The sequence below is a fragment of the Hyphomonas sp. L-53-1-40 genome, assembly GCF_000682775.1.
GTDB lineage: Bacteria > Pseudomonadota > Alphaproteobacteria > Caulobacterales > Hyphomonadaceae > Hyphomonas.
Genome location: NZ_AWFI01000016.1, coordinates 144,569 through 163,297, shown reverse-complemented (window position 1 = coordinate 163,297; position 18,729 = coordinate 144,569). Strand labels below are relative to the sequence as shown.

Below are 18,729 nucleotides of genomic sequence, written 5' to 3'. Positions count from 1 at the left end.
GCTTTTCGCACCGGGCTAGGGAGCTTACATGCGCACCATGTTGAAGATTGAAAACCTGACCGCGACTGTCGGTGAAGACGATGACGCCAAGACGATCATCAATGGCTTGACGCTGGACGTGCCGAAAGGCGAGGTCCACGCAATCATGGGGCCGAATGGCGCCGGCAAATCGACCCTGTCCTATGTGCTGACCGGTCGCGACGGATATGAGGTGACGGGCGGAAGCGCGACGCTGAATGGCGAAGACATTCTGGATATGGATCCGGAAGAGCGGGCGGCCAAGGGCCTTTTCCTGTCTTTCCAGTATCCCGTCGAGATTCCCGGCGTCCCAGTCATGACCTTTGTGCGGGCGGCCATGAATTCACAGCGCAAGGCTCGTGGCGAAGACGAGATATCTGCGCCGGACTTCATCAAACAGTCCCGCGAAATCGGCAAGGCCTTGAAGCTGGATGCAGAAATGCTGAAGCGCTCGCTCAATGTCGGTTTCTCTGGCGGCGAGAAGAAGCGCCTGGAAATCTACCAGATGATGATGCTGGAACCGAACTTCCTGATCCTGGATGAAACGGATTCCGGGCTCGACATTGATGCGCTGAAGACGGTGGCTGACGGCGTGAATGCGATGCGCTCGCCAGATCGCGGCATGCTGGTCATCACGCACTACCAGCGCCTGCTGGACCACATCCAGCCGGACAAGGTGCACGTCCTCTCCAAAGGCCGTATCGTGGCAACCGGGGGCCCGGAACTGGCGCACCGGCTGGAAAAAGAAGGATATGAAGGCATCCTCGGGGAGGTGGCGTGACCACAGCCCTGCGGGACATGATTGCCAATCCGACGACGGCGGAGCTGGATCTGGTCGCGCGCTATGGCATGCAACCGGCAGATTCCCGCCGCGAGCGGCTGTTTGAGGCGTTTTCCAGGACGGGACTGCCGCATCGCCGGCTGGAAGCGTGGAAATGGACCGACTTCAAGGTAGCGCTGCAGGGGCTCGACCGTCCCTCCACGCCGCCCGCGCAAGATCCGATCCCGCATGCTGGCGCACTGGTCTTCCGGTTCTCGTCAAATGGCTATTTCCCGCCAGACCATATTCCGGACGGGCTGAACGTTTTCGAGAAAGACGAAGCTCAGGCCTTGGGAGCGGCCGAAGACGTGCCGCTCGGTGCGTTGGCAGCATCCCTGTCTGGCGGCAAGGCCAGACCCGCAACCCTGTTGCTGGAAGTGACCTCGAAAGAACTTCCGCGTCTCCATTTCCAGTTCAGCGGCGAAGGAGAAGCGAATTTCGCGCGTGTTGTTGTCGTGGTTCGCTCCGATATGGCGCTCACCGTATCGGAGAGCCATCTGGGCGGGGCGGGGCTGACATCCTCCGTGATCGAGTTTGGTCTCCAGAAAGGCAGCACGGTCAACCGGGCGGTCTATCAGCGCGGTACGTCAGAAGAGACGATTGCTTCAACGGCGCTCGTCCATCTCGATGCGGATTCGCACTATACACAGACCTCACTCGCCTTTGGCGCCAAGGTTGCGCGGCTCGAAACGCGCGTAACGCATCAAGAGCCAAGTGCAAAGGCGACGCTGAATGCCGCCTATCTTGTCGGAAAGGATCTGCATGCGGACTTTACCACCCATGTGCGTCACGGGGCCAACTCCTGTGTAACCCGGCAGCTGACAAAGGGCGCTGTCCTGAATGGCGGCACCGGCGTGTTCCAGGGGAAATTCTTTGTTCCCCGTACGGCAGGCCAGTACACGGACGCCGACATGCAGCACAAGGCGTTGTTGCTGGAAGACGGCGCGGTTGTCTTCGCGAAGCCCGAGCTTGAGATTTATGCGGACGATGTCGAGTGCGCGCATGGCAATACGAGCGGCGCGCTTGATGATGACCAATTGTTCTACATGCGCCAGCGCGGCTTGCCGGAGAAGACGGCCCGCGCCCTGCTGACACAAGCCTTCGTCGCCGAAGCATTTGCTGAAGCTGGCGCGCTAGAGGAAGTGCTGCGCGCGGAAGCGGAAGCCTGGCTGGCCGCTGTATGAGCCGTTCCTTCGACATCGATGCGATCCGCGCGGAATTCCCGATCCTGTCACGTGAAGTGAATGGCAAGCCGCTGGTGTATCTGGACAATGCCGCCAGTGCGCAAAAACCGAATGCGGTGATCGACAAGATCGCAAACCAGTCGCGCACGGCATATGCCAATGTGCATCGTGGTATTCACACCCTGTCGAACGAGACCACCGAGGCCTATGAGGCCGCGCGTGAGAAAGTCCGAGCATTCCTCAACGCGCCGTCGACAGAAAATATCGTATACACCAAGGGGTCGACGGAAGGCATCAACCTTGTCGCTTCTGCGCTCGGCGGCCGGATTGGGCCTGGCGACGAGATTGTCCTCTCCATCATGGAGCATCATTCCAATATCGTTCCGTGGCATTTCCTGCGGGAGCGCCATGGCGCTGTCCTGAAATGGGTGGGCCTGAACGAAGATGGTTCGCTGGACATGACAGACCTAGCGGAAGCAATTGGTCCGAAAACGCGTATGGTCGCGATTACCCATATGAGCAATGTGCTCGGCAGCGTGACGGACATGGCAGAGATTTGCCGCCTCGCGCATGAAGTTGGCGCGGAAGTGTTGGCTGATGGCAGCCAGGCTGCGGTTCATTTGCAGGTCGATGTTCAGGCGCTTGGGTGCGACTGGTATGTCATGACCGGGCACAAGCTCTATGGACCGACCGGTATCGGCGCGCTCTATGGGACAGCAGAAGCGCTGGATCGTGCGCGGCCCTATCAGGGGGGCGGCGAGATGATTGAAATCGTGTCCCGCGACCGGGTGACCTACAATACGGCGCCTCACAAATTCGAAGCCGGCACACCGCCCATCCTTGAGGCCATCGGCCTAGGGGCAGCGCTGGACTGGATGACGGCATTCGATCATGCAGATGTGAAGGCGCATGAAGATGCGCTGTACGCGCGCGCTTCTGACGGACTCAGGGGCGTAAATGGCCTGACCATTCATGGTGAGACGCCGCACAAGGGCGCCGTGCTGGCGTTTAGCCTCGAAGGGGCGCACCCTCATGATATTGCTCAAATTCTTGACCGGTACGGCATCGCTGTTCGCGCTGGCCATCATTGCGCCCAGCCCCTGATGGAGCATCTGGGTGTCAGCGCAACCGCGCGGGCGAGTTTCGCAGTTTACAACACCCTCGCCGAAGTGGACGCGTTCATTGAAGCGCTCGCCAAGGCGCGGGAAATGCTGGTATAGGTGACGGCATGGCAGACGATATGACATCTCGCGACATGGTTGATGTTTCCGCTGAGGAGACAGGGTCGAAGATTCCGCAAGATGAGCTGAATCGGATCACCGATGATCTGATCACAGCGTTCAAAACGGTGTTCGATCCGGAAATTCCAGTCGACATCTACGAACTCGGCCTGATCTACAAGGTCGACATAGATGACGACTACAAGGTCGATATCGACATGACATTGACGGCGCCGGGCTGTCCAGTTGCCGGCGATATGCCGGGCTGGATCGAAACTGCCGCGCGCACCGTTGATGGTGTGCAGGATGTGGAGGTTCGCCTTACCTTCGATCCGCCCTGGGACCCGTCGCGCATGTCGGACGAAGCCCGTCTTGCGCTAAACATGCTTTAATTGAACCGGAACGCTTTCGTTCCTATGTGATTGTCATGGCCAGAAGACCCAGACCCAAGCCCGTGAAGCTTTCCGACGCTGCTGCAATGCGCGTGAAGGAGATCATGCAGGAACGCGGCGCAGGATTCCTGCGCGTCGGCGTCAAGAATGGCGGCTGTGCGGGCATGGAATATGTCATGGACTATGCCATGGCGCCCGAGCCGCTGGACGAAGTGGTCGAGGATAATGGGGTCACCATCCTGATCGACGCCAAGGCTGTGCTGTTTTTGCTCGGCAGCGAAGTGGACTATGAAGTCACGCCGCTGCATGAGAAATTTGTTTTTCGTAACCCGAACCAGACCGATGCCTGTGGTTGTGGAGAGAGCGTGACGATCATCCCGGCGACGGCATAGCCTGCGGGGCAGGTAAGGCCGATGATTGTTCAGGGCTTTGATCCCATAGCCGATTCAGATGCGCGTATCCTGATCCTGGGCAGCATGCCAGGCATCGCCTCACTGGAAGCCAATCAGTATTACGGACACCCTAGGAACGCTTTCTGGCGGATCATGGGGGATGTCTATGGGGCTGGGTTAAAGCGGCCCTATGCCGAGCGCACGACGATCCTGAAAGAGCAGGGCGTGGCAGTCTGGGATGTCCTGAAGCTTTGCCATCGCGAAGGCAGCCTGGATTCAAACATAAAGGACGAGGTGCCAAACGACTTCGAGAGGTTCTTCGCGCATCATCCCCATATTCAGCGCGTGGTCCTTAATGGGGGAAAGGCGTCAAGCAGCTTTGAGAGATATGTCGCGCCAGTTTTCCAAGAACTAGTTGTCAGAAGCGCACCTTCTACCAGCCCGGCCTATGCGGCGATACGATACGAAGCGAAATGCGAACGCTGGAGAGATGCATTGACTGCAGTCTGAATGAAGGCCGCTCTGAAATGTACTATCGTGCTTGTAATTGAACCGGCGGTTTTTTGAGGAGTTCGCTGTTCCAACGCTCAACGTTTCCGCCGTTCGTGACAGGACAGGACGTTGCGAAATAAGTGAAGACATCATCCCTTGATGGTAGATTGATCATATAGGTTTTTGAACCCATGATCAGTGTCGCTTCAGCATCCTTCAAAACGGCATTGTATAATTTCGGTGCTGTGGAAGTGAGCGGACTAACATGAACCGTATTTGACCGACGGCGATAAATCAGCAACGTTGAAAACTGCTCACCATCGATTTCAATTTTCGCAAAGCGAGTGCGACCCTGCCCGAAACGTTTGACGTCCTTATGTATGGGATCTCCCGGATTCAGCTGAATTGATGCGTATAACCGAGACCGGCCATCCGAGAAAACCGCACATGAAAATACAATCGGCGAGTTTTCCGAGCCGGATGAGCGGATCGCCCGCGTAGTCATCGTGAAGTCAGGGGAGCGACCGGGATCTTTGCTATCATATTCAATACTAAGCGTAGATGCTGGCACCCATGAGGGTGTTGCCGAGGGTTCCGCAGTTCTTGGCTCATCAGCCATCACGGATCGTACCAACAAAACGTTCAGAAAAAGCAAGGCAAAAAGCCTGGGCAAAGACAGGGTCATGGAATCTATCTCGTCAGAAAGGAGCGTAGTAATGTGAGGCGCAGGTTACAGTTACACGCTCAGAGATTTGGACTCAGATCCATGCCCTTCAGGATTTCAAAGACCGAGACATCAAACTTGCCACCATTGGTGACCGGACAGAATTTGGCAAAGGCGACGAATACGTCGTTCTTTTCCGGCAAGGCAAGATCGCGCTTCTTGCCCTTTACCTTCAGCTGCACCTGGTCTCCGCGCACGACGGAATTGTAGATGCGCGAAGGCACTTCACGGCTAAGCGGGATCAGCTTGGTTGATTTTGCATGAAACGCGTATCGGTCCGGAAATTTCTCGTCGCGGATCTCCATTATGCCTGAGATATGATGGAAGCGTGGACTGCGATCAGCATCATCTTCATAGGTGTTTTCCGGATCGAGCTGGACGCTGAAATTCAGGGCTTTGTATCCACTCGTCGTAATCTGGCAGCTCAGCTGGATGGTCGGGTAGTCACCGCCTTCCGCCTTTATGATCCGAACCAGGCTTTTGAAGTTCGGGTCCTTGCCGGCGTCTGAACTGTCGACCCCGATCAACTGATCTTTTTCCTGGGTCCAGACCCGTGGTGCTGAGTCGGCGAGTGCAGGTGTAGCTGCCATCACCATGGCAGCTACAGTAATCAGGTATTTGAACATTGGGCTTTCCTTGAGGCGTGCTTCCCCAAGATTGGGCATGAGCCATGTTGGCTCGTCAACCCCTAACCGAACCGATACGCACTCTTTGAGAGAAACCTAGTTCGCACTCGCCGCGCGGGCGGCATTGCAGGTTTTTGCGAATGCTTTGAACGCATCATCCGGCTCTGGGTATTTCGTCTCAACTTTACCGGCATGTTCAACTGAGACACTGACAGTATCTCCCCGAATGACGGAGTTGTAGATCTTGGCAGCCGGGCTGTGCGATCCGATCTCGATTGTGCTGTTTGCCGGAGCGTATTGAACAACTGTTTCGACGCCGGGTGTGTCGCCCGCCATGATTGAAGCGGTCTCTCCTCGTCTGTATGTGGCATGCTTGTCGATTTGATCAGAAATATCGCCCGCCTCAAGCGATAGAATGGCGGACATCTGGCCGTTTGGCGCGCATACGAGCACTGCGCCAGCTTGATCGGCGGTGGTCGTCAGGATGGCGCGAGGCGCCTTTTCATTGTGTCCGTCCCAAACTTTCCATCCGGTCGCGGAGGCAGGCAGATAAGCGGTTGCAACAACGGCTACCAACAGGCCGATTGCTGTTTTCGATTTTGATTTCGTCATTTGTTCAATCCCGATATGGCCCCCGGGATAGCCTGAGCAATTATTGTTTATCAATAATTTTTGTGTGTGTAAAGCTTAAGGTGAGCGGTGAGTCTCACGGCTTTCCAAAAGCCGCCAGGTCGTCGGAGCTAGGGCTTGCTTCCATGCCCTTTGGAGGATCCGGAATGAGGATGCTCGGCTCTACCGGCGCACCAGTTGCCTCGGCCACGAGTCTTGCTGTGTGCAGCTCCACGGTCTCGGTCAGGGTCTGTAGGAATTCTGCTTTAGGCAGCTTCGGATCCAGAGGGGGCAGGAATTCAATGATCGCGGTGCCGGCAGTTTTGTCGCGTTCCTGCTGACGCCAGAACACGCCGATATTGGTTGCGACCGGAATGACCGGAACATTCATCGCCTGCGCCATGTGCCAGACCCCCGCCTTGTAGCGAAAATGGTACCCCACCGGCGCGAGGTGGCCTTCCGGGTAAATCAGCACCCGTTGGCCTTCGTCACGCGCGCGCGCCATGCCTGCCTTCAAGGAGGCCGCTTTACGATCCCCGCCGCCGCAAGTATCGATGACGATGGCACCCAGCTTTCGGAGAATTCCGCCGACCAGTGGAAATTTCTCCAGATGGTCACCTGTCACAAAGGCAAGGTTCTTCACTTCCGGATAAATGAGGTATCCGTCGCCCCAGCTTTGGTGTTTTGCCGCAAGGATAAAGGGGCCGTCCGGAAGATTGCTTCGTCCACGCACTTCCTTGCGAATTCCGGCGACGATGCGAAGGTTCAGATTCATCGCCCGTGTATAGCTGCGGATGATCATGCGGACGGGACCACGCCCCGGCAAGATCAGGAACGGCAGCGATACCAGCACGTAGAGTACGGAAAGAATGTAGTAGAAGAGTGTGAAGACGAGGCCGCGCATTGCCGGGGCTCCTTCGTTATCTGATCACTAGGAATTCAATACACACAGAACCGCGCGAGACATCGCATCCACATGCTGGGAAAATGGTCCGGGCAAGCGATTGTAGATTTTGTTTTGACCTGCCTGCATGACGACGCCAAGCGCCATGGCCGCTTTCAGCGCCGGGTCGCCCTTTGGAATATGTCCGTCCGCAATCAGGCCGGCAATTATCTTTTCAGTGATTGAGACCGGATCATCTTCGCGGCGCTTGTCATAGGGAAGGAAGCGATTGAGCGAGACGAGGTGAAACGAGAACAGCAGGAAATCTTCGTCCGCCAGCGCACAATAGGCTTCGACAGCTGCATGAACCTTTTCTTCGAGTGAGCCATCCGCCGAGAGGGCCTGCGCCATCATCGCGCCCAGGCGATTATGGGTTTCCATGAACAGGGACAGTGCAAGTTCGTCCTTGCCCTTGTAGTGGCGATAGAGTGCCCCTTCCGAAACGCCGGCCTTTTCGGCGATTTCGCGTGTCGTGGCAGCATCGATGCCTTCATGAATGAACAGTTTCAGCGCTGCGCGTTCGATCTTCGGCCGCGCATTCCGGGCGCGAGGCTTTGTCTTGGATTGATCTGTACGTGATGGTCTCGCCATCTGGCCCTCCATGTCTCTGATACCAATCTAGGCGCAGATCCATCTAGATGCAAGTGATTATTCGCTCACATGTGCGATCAGCATAACTGGATGTCGTAGTGCCTACGACCGGATGTGGCTCAGTAGTTGAACAGTCAGCCTAACTGACGAGATCGAAGCGGTAGCTTTCAATAACGGTGTTTGCCAGAAGCTTCTCGCACATTTCTCTGACGCGGGCTTCGGCCGCATCGGACGAAAGTCCATCCTCAAGGTCGAGTTCGATCACTTTGCCAATCCGGGCGGCCTCGACTTCCTTGTAGCCCATACGCGCGAGCGTATCTGCAACGGCCTTGCCCTGCGGGTCCAGAACACCATTCTTCAGCGCGACGTGGACGATGGCTTTCATGAGAGGTCTCCTGGGAAGTCTGAGTCGGGCCCCCATAGCCCGATTTCAGTCCTATTGAAACAAGCTTACCGCGTAAGCCATGCCGACAAGAACAAGGGCCGTGGCAAAGACCGGCTTTCGCCCGGTGGCACGAGGTAATTTCGCGCGATTCTTGGCTTTTGTTGCAAGGCTCATGGAGGGAAATCTCTCGTTTAGGGGCGGGCTTTCAAGTAGCCTACTTGCCGTTGGTAAAGCTCACCACATTGTCGCTCTCACCAGATTCTTTCAGGATGCCGAGGCGCCTTGCGACTTCCGCATAGGCTTCGGTCACGCCGCCAAGATCACGGCGGAACCGGTCCTTGTCGAGCTTGTCACCGGTCTCGAAATCCCAAAGCCGACAACTGTCTGGGCTGATCTCGTCAGCCAACAGGATGCGCGGCACATCACTATCGCCCTCATAGTGGCGGCCGAATTCCAGTTTGAAATCCACCAGCCGAATGCCGACCGCTGCGAACAGGCCCGACATGAAGTCGTTTACGCGCAGCGACATGGCGATCAGGTCGTCATATTCCTGAGCTGCGGCCCATCCGAAGGCGGCAATGTGTTCTTCGGTGACCAATGGATCACCTAGCGCGTCGTCCTTCAGGTAGAATTCCACCATGGGCCGGGGCAGGACCTGGCCTTCTTCGATGCCGAGACGCTTGGACAGCGTGCCAGCCGCCACGTTCCGCACGACCACTTCCAGCGGAATGATGTCGACCTTCTTGACCAACTGCTCGCGCATATTGAGGCGGCGGATGAAATGGGTAGGGATTCCGACGGCCGACAGGCGCGTCATCATGAATTCGCTGATGCGATTGTTCAGAACGCCTTTACCATCCAGAACCGCGCGTTTTTGCGCGTTGAAGGCGGTTGCATCATCCTTGAAATACTGGATGAGGGTGCCTGGCTCCGGCCCTTCATAAAGGATTTTCGCCTTGCCCTCATAGATAACGCGCTTCTTGCTCATGCGGACGGATCTCCTGACGGTACCGGATCGCTGTAACAGGAATCGTTTTCAGCCACCCCAGAAAGCGCGACTGTTACGCCAATCTGGGCAAAGAAACAATTATTGCGCACACCTTAACTCAACGACTATATGCACTGGTGAATTACCACCGTTCAGAAAGGCCTTTCTCATGAGCACATTTGACGATCGCGAACGCGCCGAGGAGGCTCGATACGCCTTTGATCAGGAAACCCAATTCAAGGTCATGGCGCGCCGAAACAAGCTGCTCGGTCTCTGGGCCGCCGATCTCATGGGTCTGACAGGTTCAGATGCTGAGGCTTATGCCAAGACGGTCGTACTGTCCGATCTTGAAGAAGCGGGCGATGACGACGTGTTCCGCAAGGTACGCGGTGACTTCGATACGGCTGGCATAGATCGCACCGATGCTCGTATTCGCGAGCAGATGGCAGAACTGCTGCCGGTTGCGCGCGAGCAGATTCTCAAGGACTCAAAGTAGCGTAGATGTGGTTTTCGGCCGTACCTGCGAGGGGTAGCCGGAAACTGTCCCCGCATGTCTGGGTGCTTTCATTGACTGGCGTGAATGACGTGCAGTTCACGATGGTGGCTTCACCGGATTTAAATTTGGGCTTTCCGTGCCATCCCTGCATCTTTGGTACGCCGGTCCAATGACTGAAATAGAGGCGTCCGGACGTGCGGGGAATGAACGCGTCATCTGGTTCGGTGGAGTAATAGGCAACCCCGTCGACATACCAGGTGATCCGATCAGGCAACCACTCGAATGCATAGAGGTGTGGCGCGGCTGACGCATCGAATGGCAAATCGAACTTGGCATTTTTTCCGTGCTTTCCATTCCGCCAGTAATTGAACTCCACTTTTGATGTGTCTTTGCCCAGAAACTCAATATCCACTTCGTCGTGAGGATCGCCTGCATAGGGTCCGGTATACGTGAAAAAGGCCGAGACCAGCCCTGACCCCTTACCGACCTGCATCACCGCCTCATAACGTCCATAACCGACGCGTTGCTTTGATCTTGCTTCGGCAATGGAAAACGGGATGTCCTTGCCCGGCTCGCGTTTGACTTGAAGTGCCAAACCTTGAGGTGTCGTGATGGCGTTTTCGGGAGCCCACCTGCCGCCATAAAAGGTGTCAATCGCATGCGTCTCAGACAACCAGAATTTGTCCTCAATGGATTCTGATCCAAATGTTGATCGGAATCCATGACCGGATTTGGCGAGCTGCTTGATTGTGGGATTGCTCTCGGTTGGCGCTGCGGGCTTGATGGCCACCGGTTCCTGGATCGCCGCGGCAGCGGGTTTTTCAACGGGATAGTAAATCTGCGCTTGTTGATATGAAGATGCGAGCGCGTCCTGGCCACCGGCTACACTCACGGCGAAACCTGTAACAAGTGCAGCAGATACGACGGCAAACATCATAACGTCCAGAACTGACACAGTCCGTCTGGCGGTGGTTACCGAAATGAGGCCGAAATGGGACATCGCTTTACCCTCCGTTTACCTTTAACGGAAAATTAGCAATACCCAAGCCGATTTAGCCGCTTTCTTGGGGGGGTGTCAGACTTTTCATGTTGCGCATCATGAATAGCGGAATTGAGCCAATTGGTGTGACGGCCCAGTCGAGCGGCTGATCATGTGGTTCGCTGGGGACGGAGTCGATCTGCTGGGCCGGGTAGGCCAATGCACAGGCAAATGCGCGGCCATGTGCCCGTAGCTTTTCAAACGCCTTGTCATAATGCCCTTTGCCATAGCCAAGCCGATTGCCCATGCCATCAAAGGCGAGCAGAGGCGTCAGAATCAACGTCGGATGAGCCAGCGGTGCATCTTCTGACGGTTCGGACAATCCAAATGGCCGGCGCTCCAGTGGTTCGCCGAAATGCCATGTGCGCCAGGTCAGTTCGCCAGTGTCCTCTATCCGGGGCAGACACAATTCCGCGCCAGCCTTTGCCAAACGCATCATCAGGGGCGCGGGATCGAGCTCTTCATTGATCGCCACATATCCAGCGACAACCGGCCCGTAGCGTTCAAGCAGCTTCATCGGAAATTTTTCAGCCACAGAGTCTGCGCCATCAGGATCGCGCGCGGCCGCTTCGGCCCGCAGGGTTCGCATCCGATGTCGCAGGTCGGTCTTGTCCATCAGAGTATCCATCGGGTTGGCTGTTCGGCGCCTGACTATGGCACACAGAAAAATAGCGCATGAGAACCACGAACGCCGCGGGGCATGTTCACTCCCGTCAACCTAGATACTAGGTGGGCGCCGGATGAGCCCGGACCACGGCCCAAGCCAGAATGCCAGCTCCCTGACGGAAATTAAGGTCGCCGGAGATCAGTCCGTCGCAAACGAAGCAGCCCTCATGCTGGTTGATGATGTAATTCGGTGACGCGCTGATTGTAAGGGGCCAGCATGCGGTCGCGTGTTGAATTGTCTCAGTGTGCTTCCCCGACAAGATCGAAGGCAAAAAGTAGCGTGCGCTGGCGATCCGAGAAATTGTCGTCAGAGACAATCCAGAGGCGGTGGACGCCGTCTGGCAGGGTTTCAACCGTGATGCCTTCGAAATTGTCGACATTCATGGGTCGGGACAGCGTAAACAGACCGCGTCGGCTTGACCCGCCAGCATCCTGATATTCGGCCTCCACGGCCAAACGGTTACCGAATACGGGATTATAGTTGCGGCGTAGACTGTAAACCACGGATCCGGCCATCGACTGATCGCCGAGCGCAATCCGGTTTGTCATGCCCACGAGCGGACTGTCAAAATCGGTATTGAGCGGTTCGAGAAGCGTAACAGCATTGCCGATCGGGACAAGCTCGACGATCGGCGACTTGCCATCAATGAGCTGTTCGTATCCTGCACGAAGTGATTTTCCGAAAGATAGCGCTTCTGCGCCGGAATTCTCGCGGATTTCCGTGCCTTCAATTTCGCTCGGCAGATCCGCGACCAGCGTGGCGCGTGCGGCGGCGCCACAAGTGCTCAGATCGAATGCCTCGATACGGTGCCGACGTTCGAAGCTGACATATGCAGCGCCATTCTTCAGGGCGAGCCCTTCGGAATCGCCCTCGGACTTGCCTTTGAGCAACTCGTTGTCCTGTCCCCGCATATACGCAATTCGACCCGTTCCGGTCAGCTCACCACCGTCACGATCAATCCAGACAAATGCGCCCATGTCGGAAACCGCCAGGAAGCCTCCGTCGGCAAGTAGCTCAATACCCGACAATCCGCCAAAGTTCTTATTGGGGGAAGTGAGCGCCCAGCCCTGCGCGAAGCGGACGCCTGGGAACAGTGAAATGTTGGCGCGTTCAGAAAGCGGCACGGATTCCGCAGCAATGGAGATCTCCGCCGGTGCTACATAAGATGTCCCGCTGCGGCAGGATAGCGCCTTCAGCGTATCCGGCGACAGTCCAGAATAGCCCCGGCCTTGGTTTGTGTCGGCCGTACCGATTGCCGGCGGACCGGCTGGAACCGCGCAGGCTACAAGCGCGGCTACGGCCAAGCCAAACAAGGGAGAGTAGATCGATTTCCGCATGATTTGTTTCGCCTTGTGGTGAGTCTCTGGGCATTTGCCTGAAAATATGAGGCAGGAATAGGGAAACCGGCTGGATTTCAAAAGCGAACTTATCCAGATATGAATTATGTCCCAGATTCCGCTCGTTCGCCGCTCGCCAGTCCCGCCAGACACCTGTAATTTGGCCAAAGCCATAGATCTGATTGGTGATCGGTGGACTTTGCTCATCCTTCGCGCAGCACTTTATGGTGTGCGGCGCTTCGATGACTTCCAGTCTGAGCTAGGATGCCCAAGAACCGTGTTGTCGGGGCGGTTGAAGAAACTGGTGGATGCCGGCCTGCTGGCCAAAAAGCCTTACAAGGCTCCTGGCAAGCGCGCCCGACCGGAATATGTCCTGTCCGCCACGGGCCTTTCGCTACGGCCGATCTTGATCGGCCTGACGCAATGGGGCGACGCGTGCCTCGGACAGGGCGAGGCGCCTCCGATCAGCTTTACAAAGGCGGGAACCAAGAGCGCCATTCGAGCGGCATTTGTCGATGTGGAAGGCCGGGAAGTGCGCCCCGACCAGATACGTCCGGTGTTGCGGGGATAGGTTTGCTCAGGTCTCCGCGCGACAGTTTGGAAATTGTGCAGTTTCGCAGAATTTCCGTCTTGCAAAGCCGGGGCTGATGCGCTTTATCACGCCTCTCGGCGGCAACGCCGTGAATACCCTAATAAGGATGCGGGCGTAGCTCAGGGGTAGAGCACAACCTTGCCAAGGTTGGGGTCGAGAGTTCGAATCTCTTCGCCCGCTCCAATTTTTCTCAAGACAGCCTGAGTTCAAGCGCGCCTCTTTGGGCGCAGCTTGTTGTTGGCGTTGTTGGTGTACCAAGCAAGCCTCGCCGGGCGTCGGGGCCTTACCTGCCTCCTCTTCTTCAGTCCGGGTTACGACGAATATTTTGTGCGTCTCGTGTAAAGAGTTTGGCTGCGGCTTGGTCTTCAACCATATCTTGCCGGTCGTATGCTGCGTCTTTGGTGCAATCAATGCGCCGCAACCTCTTGTCGGCGCCCATCAACGCCATACTACTGATGTGACCGAAAGTAATGACCATGACAGATGACTTGCAGCCCCTCACTGACCGCGCGCTTCTAAAGCAGCGTTTCCTGGAAGGGATGAGCCTGGTTGCAGCGACCGTGAATGTCATCACGACAGATGGCGCCGCAGGTCGGGCAGGCACGACAGCGACCGCAATGTCGTCGGTCAGCGCCGATACGCCCAAACCGACCCTGCTTGTCTGTATCAATGAATCCTCCTCACTGACGCCCGTGCTGCTGGGCAATGGCACGTTCTGTGTGAACGTCTTGAAGGATAATCAGGCGGATGTGGCCGATGTTTTTGCCAGCCGCATGACCCACAAGTTCAAGGATAAGTTTGATGGGGCAGACTGGACGCCAGGCAGGTCTGGTCAGCCTGTCATCTCAGGAGCGCTCGTGGCATTCGAGTGCAAACTGGTGTCGCACAATCAGGTCGGTACGCATCATGTCTGCATCGGTGAAGTTGTTGACGCTGTGCTCGGCGACAATGGCAACTCTCTGATCTATGCGAGCCGCGAATACCGCACCACAGTCAAGCCGGACTAAGCTTTTGGCGACAGTTTCGCGGCTGCGCATCAGTACAGACCGCTAGCGCGCCGTCATGGCGCCATCGACCACGTGTTCCTGCCCACTGATATAACTGGACGCATCCGAGGCAAGGAACAGGACCAATTCGGCGACTTCCTCTGGCCGTCCGGCTCGGCCCATTGGACTTGATTGGGTCGCAATTGCCTCAACGTCCATCTGGTTGGCGCCCGAATGCGCCGTAAGCGCGGCGATCCGTTCTTCATCCATGGCTTCGGTCATGCGGGTGATGGATTTCTGCCAGATCGGTGTGTCGATGATGCCTGGATGCACCGAGTTGACCCGGATGCCCGTGCCCATCTGGGCGCACTCGACCGCCGCTGCCTTTGAAAAGAGTCGAACGGCCCCTTTCGATGTGCAATAGGCGCTCGCCCCGGCTGCGCCGCGCAGGCCGGCCACCGATGAAATGTTGACTATCGAACCACCTTTGGACCCCATGTACCGCATCGCTGCACGCGTTCCGAGAAATACGCTGTCGACGTTCACGCTCATCTGTTTGCGCCAATCATCCAGCGTGAAGTCCGTGATCGCGCCTGCGATGGCGATGCCGGCATTGTTGATCAGCACAGATGGTGTCCCGAATGCGTTCTCGGTTTGGCTGAAGATTGCCTCCCACATGCTTTCATCGGTCACGTCCTGATGTGCGGTGACGATGCGCCCTCCGGCATCTGTGACGAGGCGCTCAGTGACCCTCAGACCTTCGTCATCAATGTCGGTCGCCATGATGGCGGCACCTTCCCGAGCAAGCACAAGTGCGCATGCGCGACCGATGCCGCTACCTGCACCCGTTATAATTGCGATTTTGCCGTCGATCTGGCCCATGGTTTCCTCTCGCTTTTTGCATTGTATGTAGCAGTGGAATGGCTTGACCTGCCAATGGTTTTGAGGTTTACCCCGCGTCTCTAAACGGGATGGTGCAGGGCCGCCGTTGAAATCGTGGGTGCGAATGAGCGCCGCCCACCGACCTGCGTCGACAATGAGGTACTACCATGTCACGTCGCCACAGCGCGAAGTACAAGATCGACCGTCGCGTCGGTGAAAATATCTGGGGCCGTCCGAAGTCCCCCGTCAACAAGCGTAATTACAAGCCTGGTCAGCACGGCCAGAACCGCCGCAACAAGGTCTCTGACTTTGGTCTGCAGCTGATGGCGAAGCAGAAGCTGAAAGGCTACTACGGCGACATCACGGAAAAGCAGTTCCTTCGCATCTACGAAGAAGCGAACCGCATGAAGGGCAACACGTCCGAGAACCTGATCGGCCTGCTGGAGTCGCGTCTCGATTCTATCGTCTACCGCGCGAAATTCGTGCCGACGATCTTCGCAGCCCGCCAGTTCGTGAACCACGGCCACGTCATGATTAATGGCCGCCGCTGTAACATCGGCTCCGCGCGCGTGAAGCCAGGTGACGTCGTTCAGATCCGTGAGAAGTCCCGCAACATGGCGCTCGTTCTGGAAGCTCTCGGCAGCGCCGAGCGCGACATCCCGGAATATGTGGACGTTGACCCGAAAGCCATGAGCGCGACCTATGTGCGCGTTCCTGAACTGTCTGACGTGCCGTATCCGGTCCAGATGGAACCAGCCCAGGTGGTCGAATTCTACTCCTCGTAAGAGGACTGAATTCCTTGAACATTCTAGAAGGCCGCGCCAGACTGGTGCGGCCTTTCTTATTGGAGTTACAGACCGAATGAACATCCCTGACATTGCGCATGTCCGCCAGCACCTGATTGCCAAGCCCGGCGAGCCTTTCTCTCTGGCGGCGCGGCCGACACGGGATCCGGATATCTTCGACGACAAGGAAGACGCCAAGACGAGCCTGAAAAAGGACGCGGCCGTCATCAATGAACTGAAGGACATGCTCTACGCCCACAAGAAGCAGTCCGTGCTTGTCGTGCTGCAGGGCATGGATACGGCAGGCAAGTCGGGCACCATTCGCAATGTCTTCGCCGACACCACGCCGCTCGGGATGGAAGTGAAAGCGTTCAAGGCACCGAGTAAGAACGAACTGGCCCGCGACTATCTCTGGCGCGTTCACAACGCCGTGCCCAAAAAGGGCAATGTCGGCATTTTTGATCGTTCGCACTATGAAGATGTGCTGGTCGTAAAAGTGCGCGGCTTCGCCAGCCCGGAAGACGTGGAACGGCGGTACGAGCAAATCAATGCGTTCGAAAAACACATGACGGAGAACGGCGTCGTCATCGTCAAATGCATGCTGAATGTCGGGTATGAGGAACAAGGTGTCCGGCTCGCAGAGCGCCTTGTCGAGCCTCACAAACTTTGGAAATTCAATCCGGCGGATCTGGATGATCGCAAGGACTGGGCAAAATTCATGTCTGCCTATGAGACCGCCGTAGAGCGATGCTCGACATCGCATGCGCCTTGGTATGTTGTGCCCGCAGACAGCCGGACTCGTCGAAATGCCATGATCGCCCGTCTCGTACGTGGCGCGCTGGAAGATTTGAACCTTGAATGGCCAAATCCTGGATTTAATCCGGAAGACTTCGACATCGGGTAGGATCGGAGGGACTTGTTTCCCTCCGATACTCAACTCGATCAGCCGCCATGGAACGCGGTAGATCCGCCGCTCATGGACTTGTTGGCCGAGCGCGACTCGGGATTGCCGTAGATATCGACGCTGCCACCGCTGGACGTCTTGCTCGATGCGGCGTCGCTGGCATATGCCTTGACTGATCCGCCGCTGCTGGCCTTGGCCTGCACAGTTTCACAGGTGAGCCCTTTTGCGTTGGCACTGCCGCCAGACGAAGCTTTTACCTCAAGGCGTGTGCATGCGCCGTGGACGGAAACCGCTGCGCCGCTGGAAACGTCTATCTCCATAGGGCCGGACTCCAATCCTTCCGCGAGCAGGGACGAGCCAGAGCTGGCTTCGATCTCGTTGAGCTCCGGGCCGGTCACCGTGAACTTGACGCGCACCTTGTTACCCCACCCCTTTGTGGATTTGCGGGACAGATACAGGCGGTCTCCATCGAGGCGCACTTTGACATCTTCCGGACCACCCCGTTCAAAGTCAGCGGTGATCGAATGCTGAGGTGCACGCACAAATTTGACGGAGACACCGGCGGAGATATCAAGTTCGTCAAATCCGGAAAGATTGTACACTTGGGTTGTGTCGGCGGACGCGCTGTAGAGTGACGCGGACAGAGCAAACGCAGCAATGCTGGATGCGATGATAACTGATTTTCTCATGGTCTGATTCCTATGATGCTCGGTGTCAGGATTTGATGGAAATGTCGCCGCCGCTCGACTCGGTGATATCGACCTGGGTCGGTGCGCCGTGAACGTTGATGTCGGCGCCACTGGACGCTTTGGCTTCCAGCGCCTCAGTCACGCTGACGGACACGTCCGCGCTACTGGATGCTTCGATCTCGGCGGACTTGCACAACAGATCCTTGGCTTCAACGTCGGCGGATGACGATGCATCCACCGTAATCTCGTCGCATGTGCCGGTGAGCACAACATCGGTGCTGGATGAGGCATCGACATCGATATCTGCTGTGCTTTCCAAAACCAGTTTAACGTCAGAGCTGGAGGAAGCGTCGATTCTGGCTCGACTATTGGTGACCGCATGGGCGATCACATCCGCGCTTGATGTTGCCTCGATCGATATTGCCCCGACAATGAAGTCGGATGCGTCGATACTGGAGGAAGACGATGCGTCCATGTCCGCTGAAGCGGCGCGACCGGAAACGATCAGTTTAGCGCTCGAAGAAGCGTCCAGTTCGATCTCTCCAGCGTCGATGCCGGAGGCTTCGAGAATAGAGGATTGCGCGACGTCCAGTTCGGAAATGCTCGGCGACGTCACACGTACCGTGTAGGACGGCATGCGCTTTCCGTTCACCTTCACGCGCAAGTCGCCTTCGACGAGATCCACGTGAAGATTGGCCCGCAAGGATTTCAGGAACCCGAGGCTTTCACGGCTGATTTGCAGCTCTCCATCATCAGTTTCGATTCTGATATCTGAAAAGTCGCCTTCGGCCTGTTCAACGACGACCGTGGTCTCAGCGCCGGTTTCGTAGAGCACCTTGATACCGCCATTCACATCAATGCTGGAGAATGAGTCGACCGAAAAGGCCTGTGTTTCGGCGAGTGCTGGAAAGGCGGCCAGAGAAAGTGCAGACAGGGAGAGAAATGTGCGTTTCATGAATGTCCTCCAA

Annotated in this window: 24 protein-coding genes and 1 tRNA gene; 12 read left to right on the top strand and 13 right to left on the bottom strand. The window is 56.7% G+C overall.

Annotated features, from left to right (window positions below; translation table 11 throughout):
- The first annotated feature begins 37 nt into the window (after positions 1-37).
- From sufC to L53_RS11745, 6 genes are read left to right on the top strand one after another with little or no spacing between them, the layout of a single operon-like run.
- Positions 38-799 carry a Fe-S cluster assembly ATPase SufC gene (sufC, locus tag L53_RS11770; RefSeq protein WP_034815776.1) on the top strand — a complete coding sequence of 254 codons (762 nt, stop codon included), beginning with the start codon at positions 38-40 and terminating at the stop codon, positions 797-799.
- Positions 796-2,022: a SufD family Fe-S cluster assembly protein gene (locus L53_RS11765; protein ID WP_051607886.1), complete on the top strand. Its 1,227-nt coding sequence runs from the start codon at positions 796-798 to the stop codon at positions 2,020-2,022. Before sufC ends, L53_RS11765 begins: the two co-directional genes overlap by 4 nt.
- Complete coding sequence (locus L53_RS11760; protein WP_034815568.1) at positions 2,019-3,242, top strand: aminotransferase class V-fold PLP-dependent enzyme; 1,224 nt, start codon at positions 2,019-2,021, stop codon at positions 3,240-3,242. Before L53_RS11765 ends, L53_RS11760 begins: the two co-directional genes overlap by 4 nt.
- 8 nt (positions 3,243-3,250) lie before the next feature.
- Positions 3,251-3,634, top strand: a complete 384-nt coding sequence (locus L53_RS11755; RefSeq protein WP_198019803.1) for an SUF system Fe-S cluster assembly protein — start codon at positions 3,251-3,253, stop codon at positions 3,632-3,634.
- Between the two features lie 35 nt (positions 3,635-3,669).
- On the top strand, positions 3,670-4,026 hold the full coding sequence (locus L53_RS11750; RefSeq protein WP_034815565.1) for an iron-sulfur cluster assembly accessory protein: 357 nt from the start codon (positions 3,670-3,672) through the stop codon (positions 4,024-4,026).
- Between the two features lie 21 nt (positions 4,027-4,047).
- A complete protein-coding gene (locus L53_RS11745; protein WP_034815563.1) occupies positions 4,048-4,536 on the top strand; it encodes a DNA-deoxyinosine glycosylase in 489 nt (162 codons plus the stop codon).
- A gap of 22 nt (positions 4,537-4,558) precedes the next feature.
- Here the strand turns inward: L53_RS11745 and L53_RS11740 are convergent, their stop codons facing one another.
- The 7 genes from L53_RS11740 to purC form a co-directional block, all read right to left on the bottom strand.
- The gene (locus tag L53_RS11740; RefSeq protein WP_156947910.1) at positions 4,559-5,203 is read right to left on the bottom strand and encodes a hypothetical protein; all 645 of its coding nucleotides are present in this window, start codon (positions 5,201-5,203) and stop codon (positions 4,559-4,561) included.
- A 59-nt stretch (positions 5,204-5,262) separates the two neighbouring features.
- Positions 5,263-5,868 (bottom strand): hypothetical protein, encoded by a 606-nt coding sequence (locus L53_RS11735; protein WP_034815559.1) that lies wholly within the window; start codon positions 5,866-5,868, stop codon positions 5,263-5,265.
- A gap of 96 nt (positions 5,869-5,964) precedes the next feature.
- Positions 5,965-6,480 (bottom strand): hypothetical protein, encoded by a 516-nt coding sequence (locus tag L53_RS11730; protein ID WP_034815557.1) that lies wholly within the window; start codon positions 6,478-6,480, stop codon positions 5,965-5,967.
- Between the two features lie 94 nt (positions 6,481-6,574).
- On the bottom strand, positions 6,575-7,381 hold the full coding sequence (locus L53_RS11725; protein WP_034815555.1) for a 1-acyl-sn-glycerol-3-phosphate acyltransferase: 807 nt from the start codon (positions 7,379-7,381) through the stop codon (positions 6,575-6,577).
- Positions 7,382-7,408: 27 nt separating this feature from the next.
- The gene (locus tag L53_RS11720) at positions 7,409-8,011 is read right to left on the bottom strand and encodes a TetR/AcrR family transcriptional regulator (protein ID WP_051607899.1); all 603 of its coding nucleotides are present in this window, start codon (positions 8,009-8,011) and stop codon (positions 7,409-7,411) included.
- 139 nt (positions 8,012-8,150) lie between these two features.
- Positions 8,151-8,396 carry a phosphoribosylformylglycinamidine synthase subunit PurS gene (gene purS / locus L53_RS11715; RefSeq protein WP_034815552.1) on the bottom strand — a complete coding sequence of 82 codons (246 nt, stop codon included), beginning with the start codon at positions 8,394-8,396 and terminating at the stop codon, positions 8,151-8,153.
- Positions 8,397-8,610: 214 nt separating this feature from the next.
- Positions 8,611-9,384, bottom strand: coding sequence for a phosphoribosylaminoimidazolesuccinocarboxamide synthase (gene purC, locus L53_RS11710; RefSeq protein ID WP_034815550.1), 774 nt, complete (start codon positions 9,382-9,384; stop codon positions 8,611-8,613).
- 169 nt (positions 9,385-9,553) lie between these two features.
- Here purC and L53_RS11705 point away from each other — a divergent pair, with 169 nt between their 5' ends.
- Entirely contained in the window at positions 9,554-9,880 is a 327-nt protein-coding gene (locus tag L53_RS11705) for a DUF1476 domain-containing protein (protein WP_034815548.1), read from the top strand.
- Here L53_RS11705 and L53_RS16500 read toward each other — a convergent pair.
- The 3 genes from L53_RS16500 to L53_RS11690 all read right to left on the bottom strand — a co-directional run bounded on the left by L53_RS16500 (position 9,864) and on the right by L53_RS11690 (position 12,923).
- Positions 9,864-10,880, bottom strand: coding sequence for a family 16 glycosylhydrolase (locus tag L53_RS16500; RefSeq protein WP_051607885.1), 1,017 nt, complete (start codon positions 10,878-10,880; stop codon positions 9,864-9,866). The two genes, L53_RS11705 and L53_RS16500, sit on opposite strands and share 17 nt — an antisense overlap.
- 52 nt (positions 10,881-10,932) lie before the next feature.
- On the bottom strand, positions 10,933-11,535 hold the full coding sequence (locus L53_RS11695) for a 5-formyltetrahydrofolate cyclo-ligase (RefSeq protein WP_233347776.1): 603 nt from the start codon (positions 11,533-11,535) through the stop codon (positions 10,933-10,935).
- Between the two features lie 290 nt (positions 11,536-11,825).
- A complete protein-coding gene (locus tag L53_RS11690) occupies positions 11,826-12,923 on the bottom strand; it encodes an esterase-like activity of phytase family protein (RefSeq protein WP_051607884.1) in 1,098 nt (365 codons plus the stop codon).
- A 106-nt stretch (positions 12,924-13,029) separates the two neighbouring features.
- Here L53_RS11690 and L53_RS11685 point away from each other — a divergent pair, with 106 nt between their 5' ends.
- The 3 genes from L53_RS11685 (at position 13,030) to L53_RS11675 (ending at position 14,522) form a co-directional block, all read left to right on the top strand.
- A complete protein-coding gene (locus L53_RS11685; RefSeq protein WP_034815543.1) occupies positions 13,030-13,494 on the top strand; it encodes a helix-turn-helix domain-containing protein in 465 nt (154 codons plus the stop codon).
- A 129-nt stretch (positions 13,495-13,623) separates the two neighbouring features.
- Positions 13,624-13,698, top strand: a tRNA-Gly gene (locus L53_RS11680).
- 293 nt (positions 13,699-13,991) lie between these two features.
- Positions 13,992-14,522 carry a flavin reductase family protein gene (locus tag L53_RS11675; RefSeq protein WP_051607883.1) on the top strand — a complete coding sequence of 177 codons (531 nt, stop codon included), beginning with the start codon at positions 13,992-13,994 and terminating at the stop codon, positions 14,520-14,522.
- A gap of 42 nt (positions 14,523-14,564) precedes the next feature.
- Here the strand turns inward: L53_RS11675 and L53_RS11670 are convergent, their stop codons facing one another.
- On the bottom strand, positions 14,565-15,383 hold the full coding sequence (locus tag L53_RS11670) for an SDR family NAD(P)-dependent oxidoreductase (protein WP_034815541.1): 819 nt from the start codon (positions 15,381-15,383) through the stop codon (positions 14,565-14,567).
- Between the two features lie 167 nt (positions 15,384-15,550).
- Between L53_RS11670 and rpsD the strand changes: the two genes are divergently transcribed.
- Positions 15,551-16,168, top strand: a complete 618-nt coding sequence (gene rpsD / locus L53_RS11665) for a 30S ribosomal protein S4 (RefSeq protein ID WP_034815539.1) — start codon at positions 15,551-15,553, stop codon at positions 16,166-16,168.
- A gap of 76 nt (positions 16,169-16,244) precedes the next feature.
- The gene (locus L53_RS11660; protein ID WP_034815537.1) at positions 16,245-17,072 is read left to right on the top strand and encodes a PPK2 family polyphosphate kinase; all 828 of its coding nucleotides are present in this window, start codon (positions 16,245-16,247) and stop codon (positions 17,070-17,072) included.
- 38 nt (positions 17,073-17,110) lie between these two features.
- Here L53_RS11660 and L53_RS16495 read toward each other — a convergent pair whose 3' ends face one another.
- Together L53_RS16495 and L53_RS11650 are read right to left on the bottom strand one after the other, a co-directional pair.
- A complete protein-coding gene (locus tag L53_RS16495) occupies positions 17,111-17,761 on the bottom strand; it encodes a GIN domain-containing protein (RefSeq protein ID WP_051607882.1) in 651 nt (216 codons plus the stop codon).
- 25 nt (positions 17,762-17,786) lie between these two features.
- Positions 17,787-18,716, bottom strand: coding sequence for a GIN domain-containing protein (locus L53_RS11650; protein WP_034815535.1), 930 nt, complete (start codon positions 18,714-18,716; stop codon positions 17,787-17,789).
- Between the last annotated feature and the right edge of the window lie 13 nt (positions 18,717-18,729).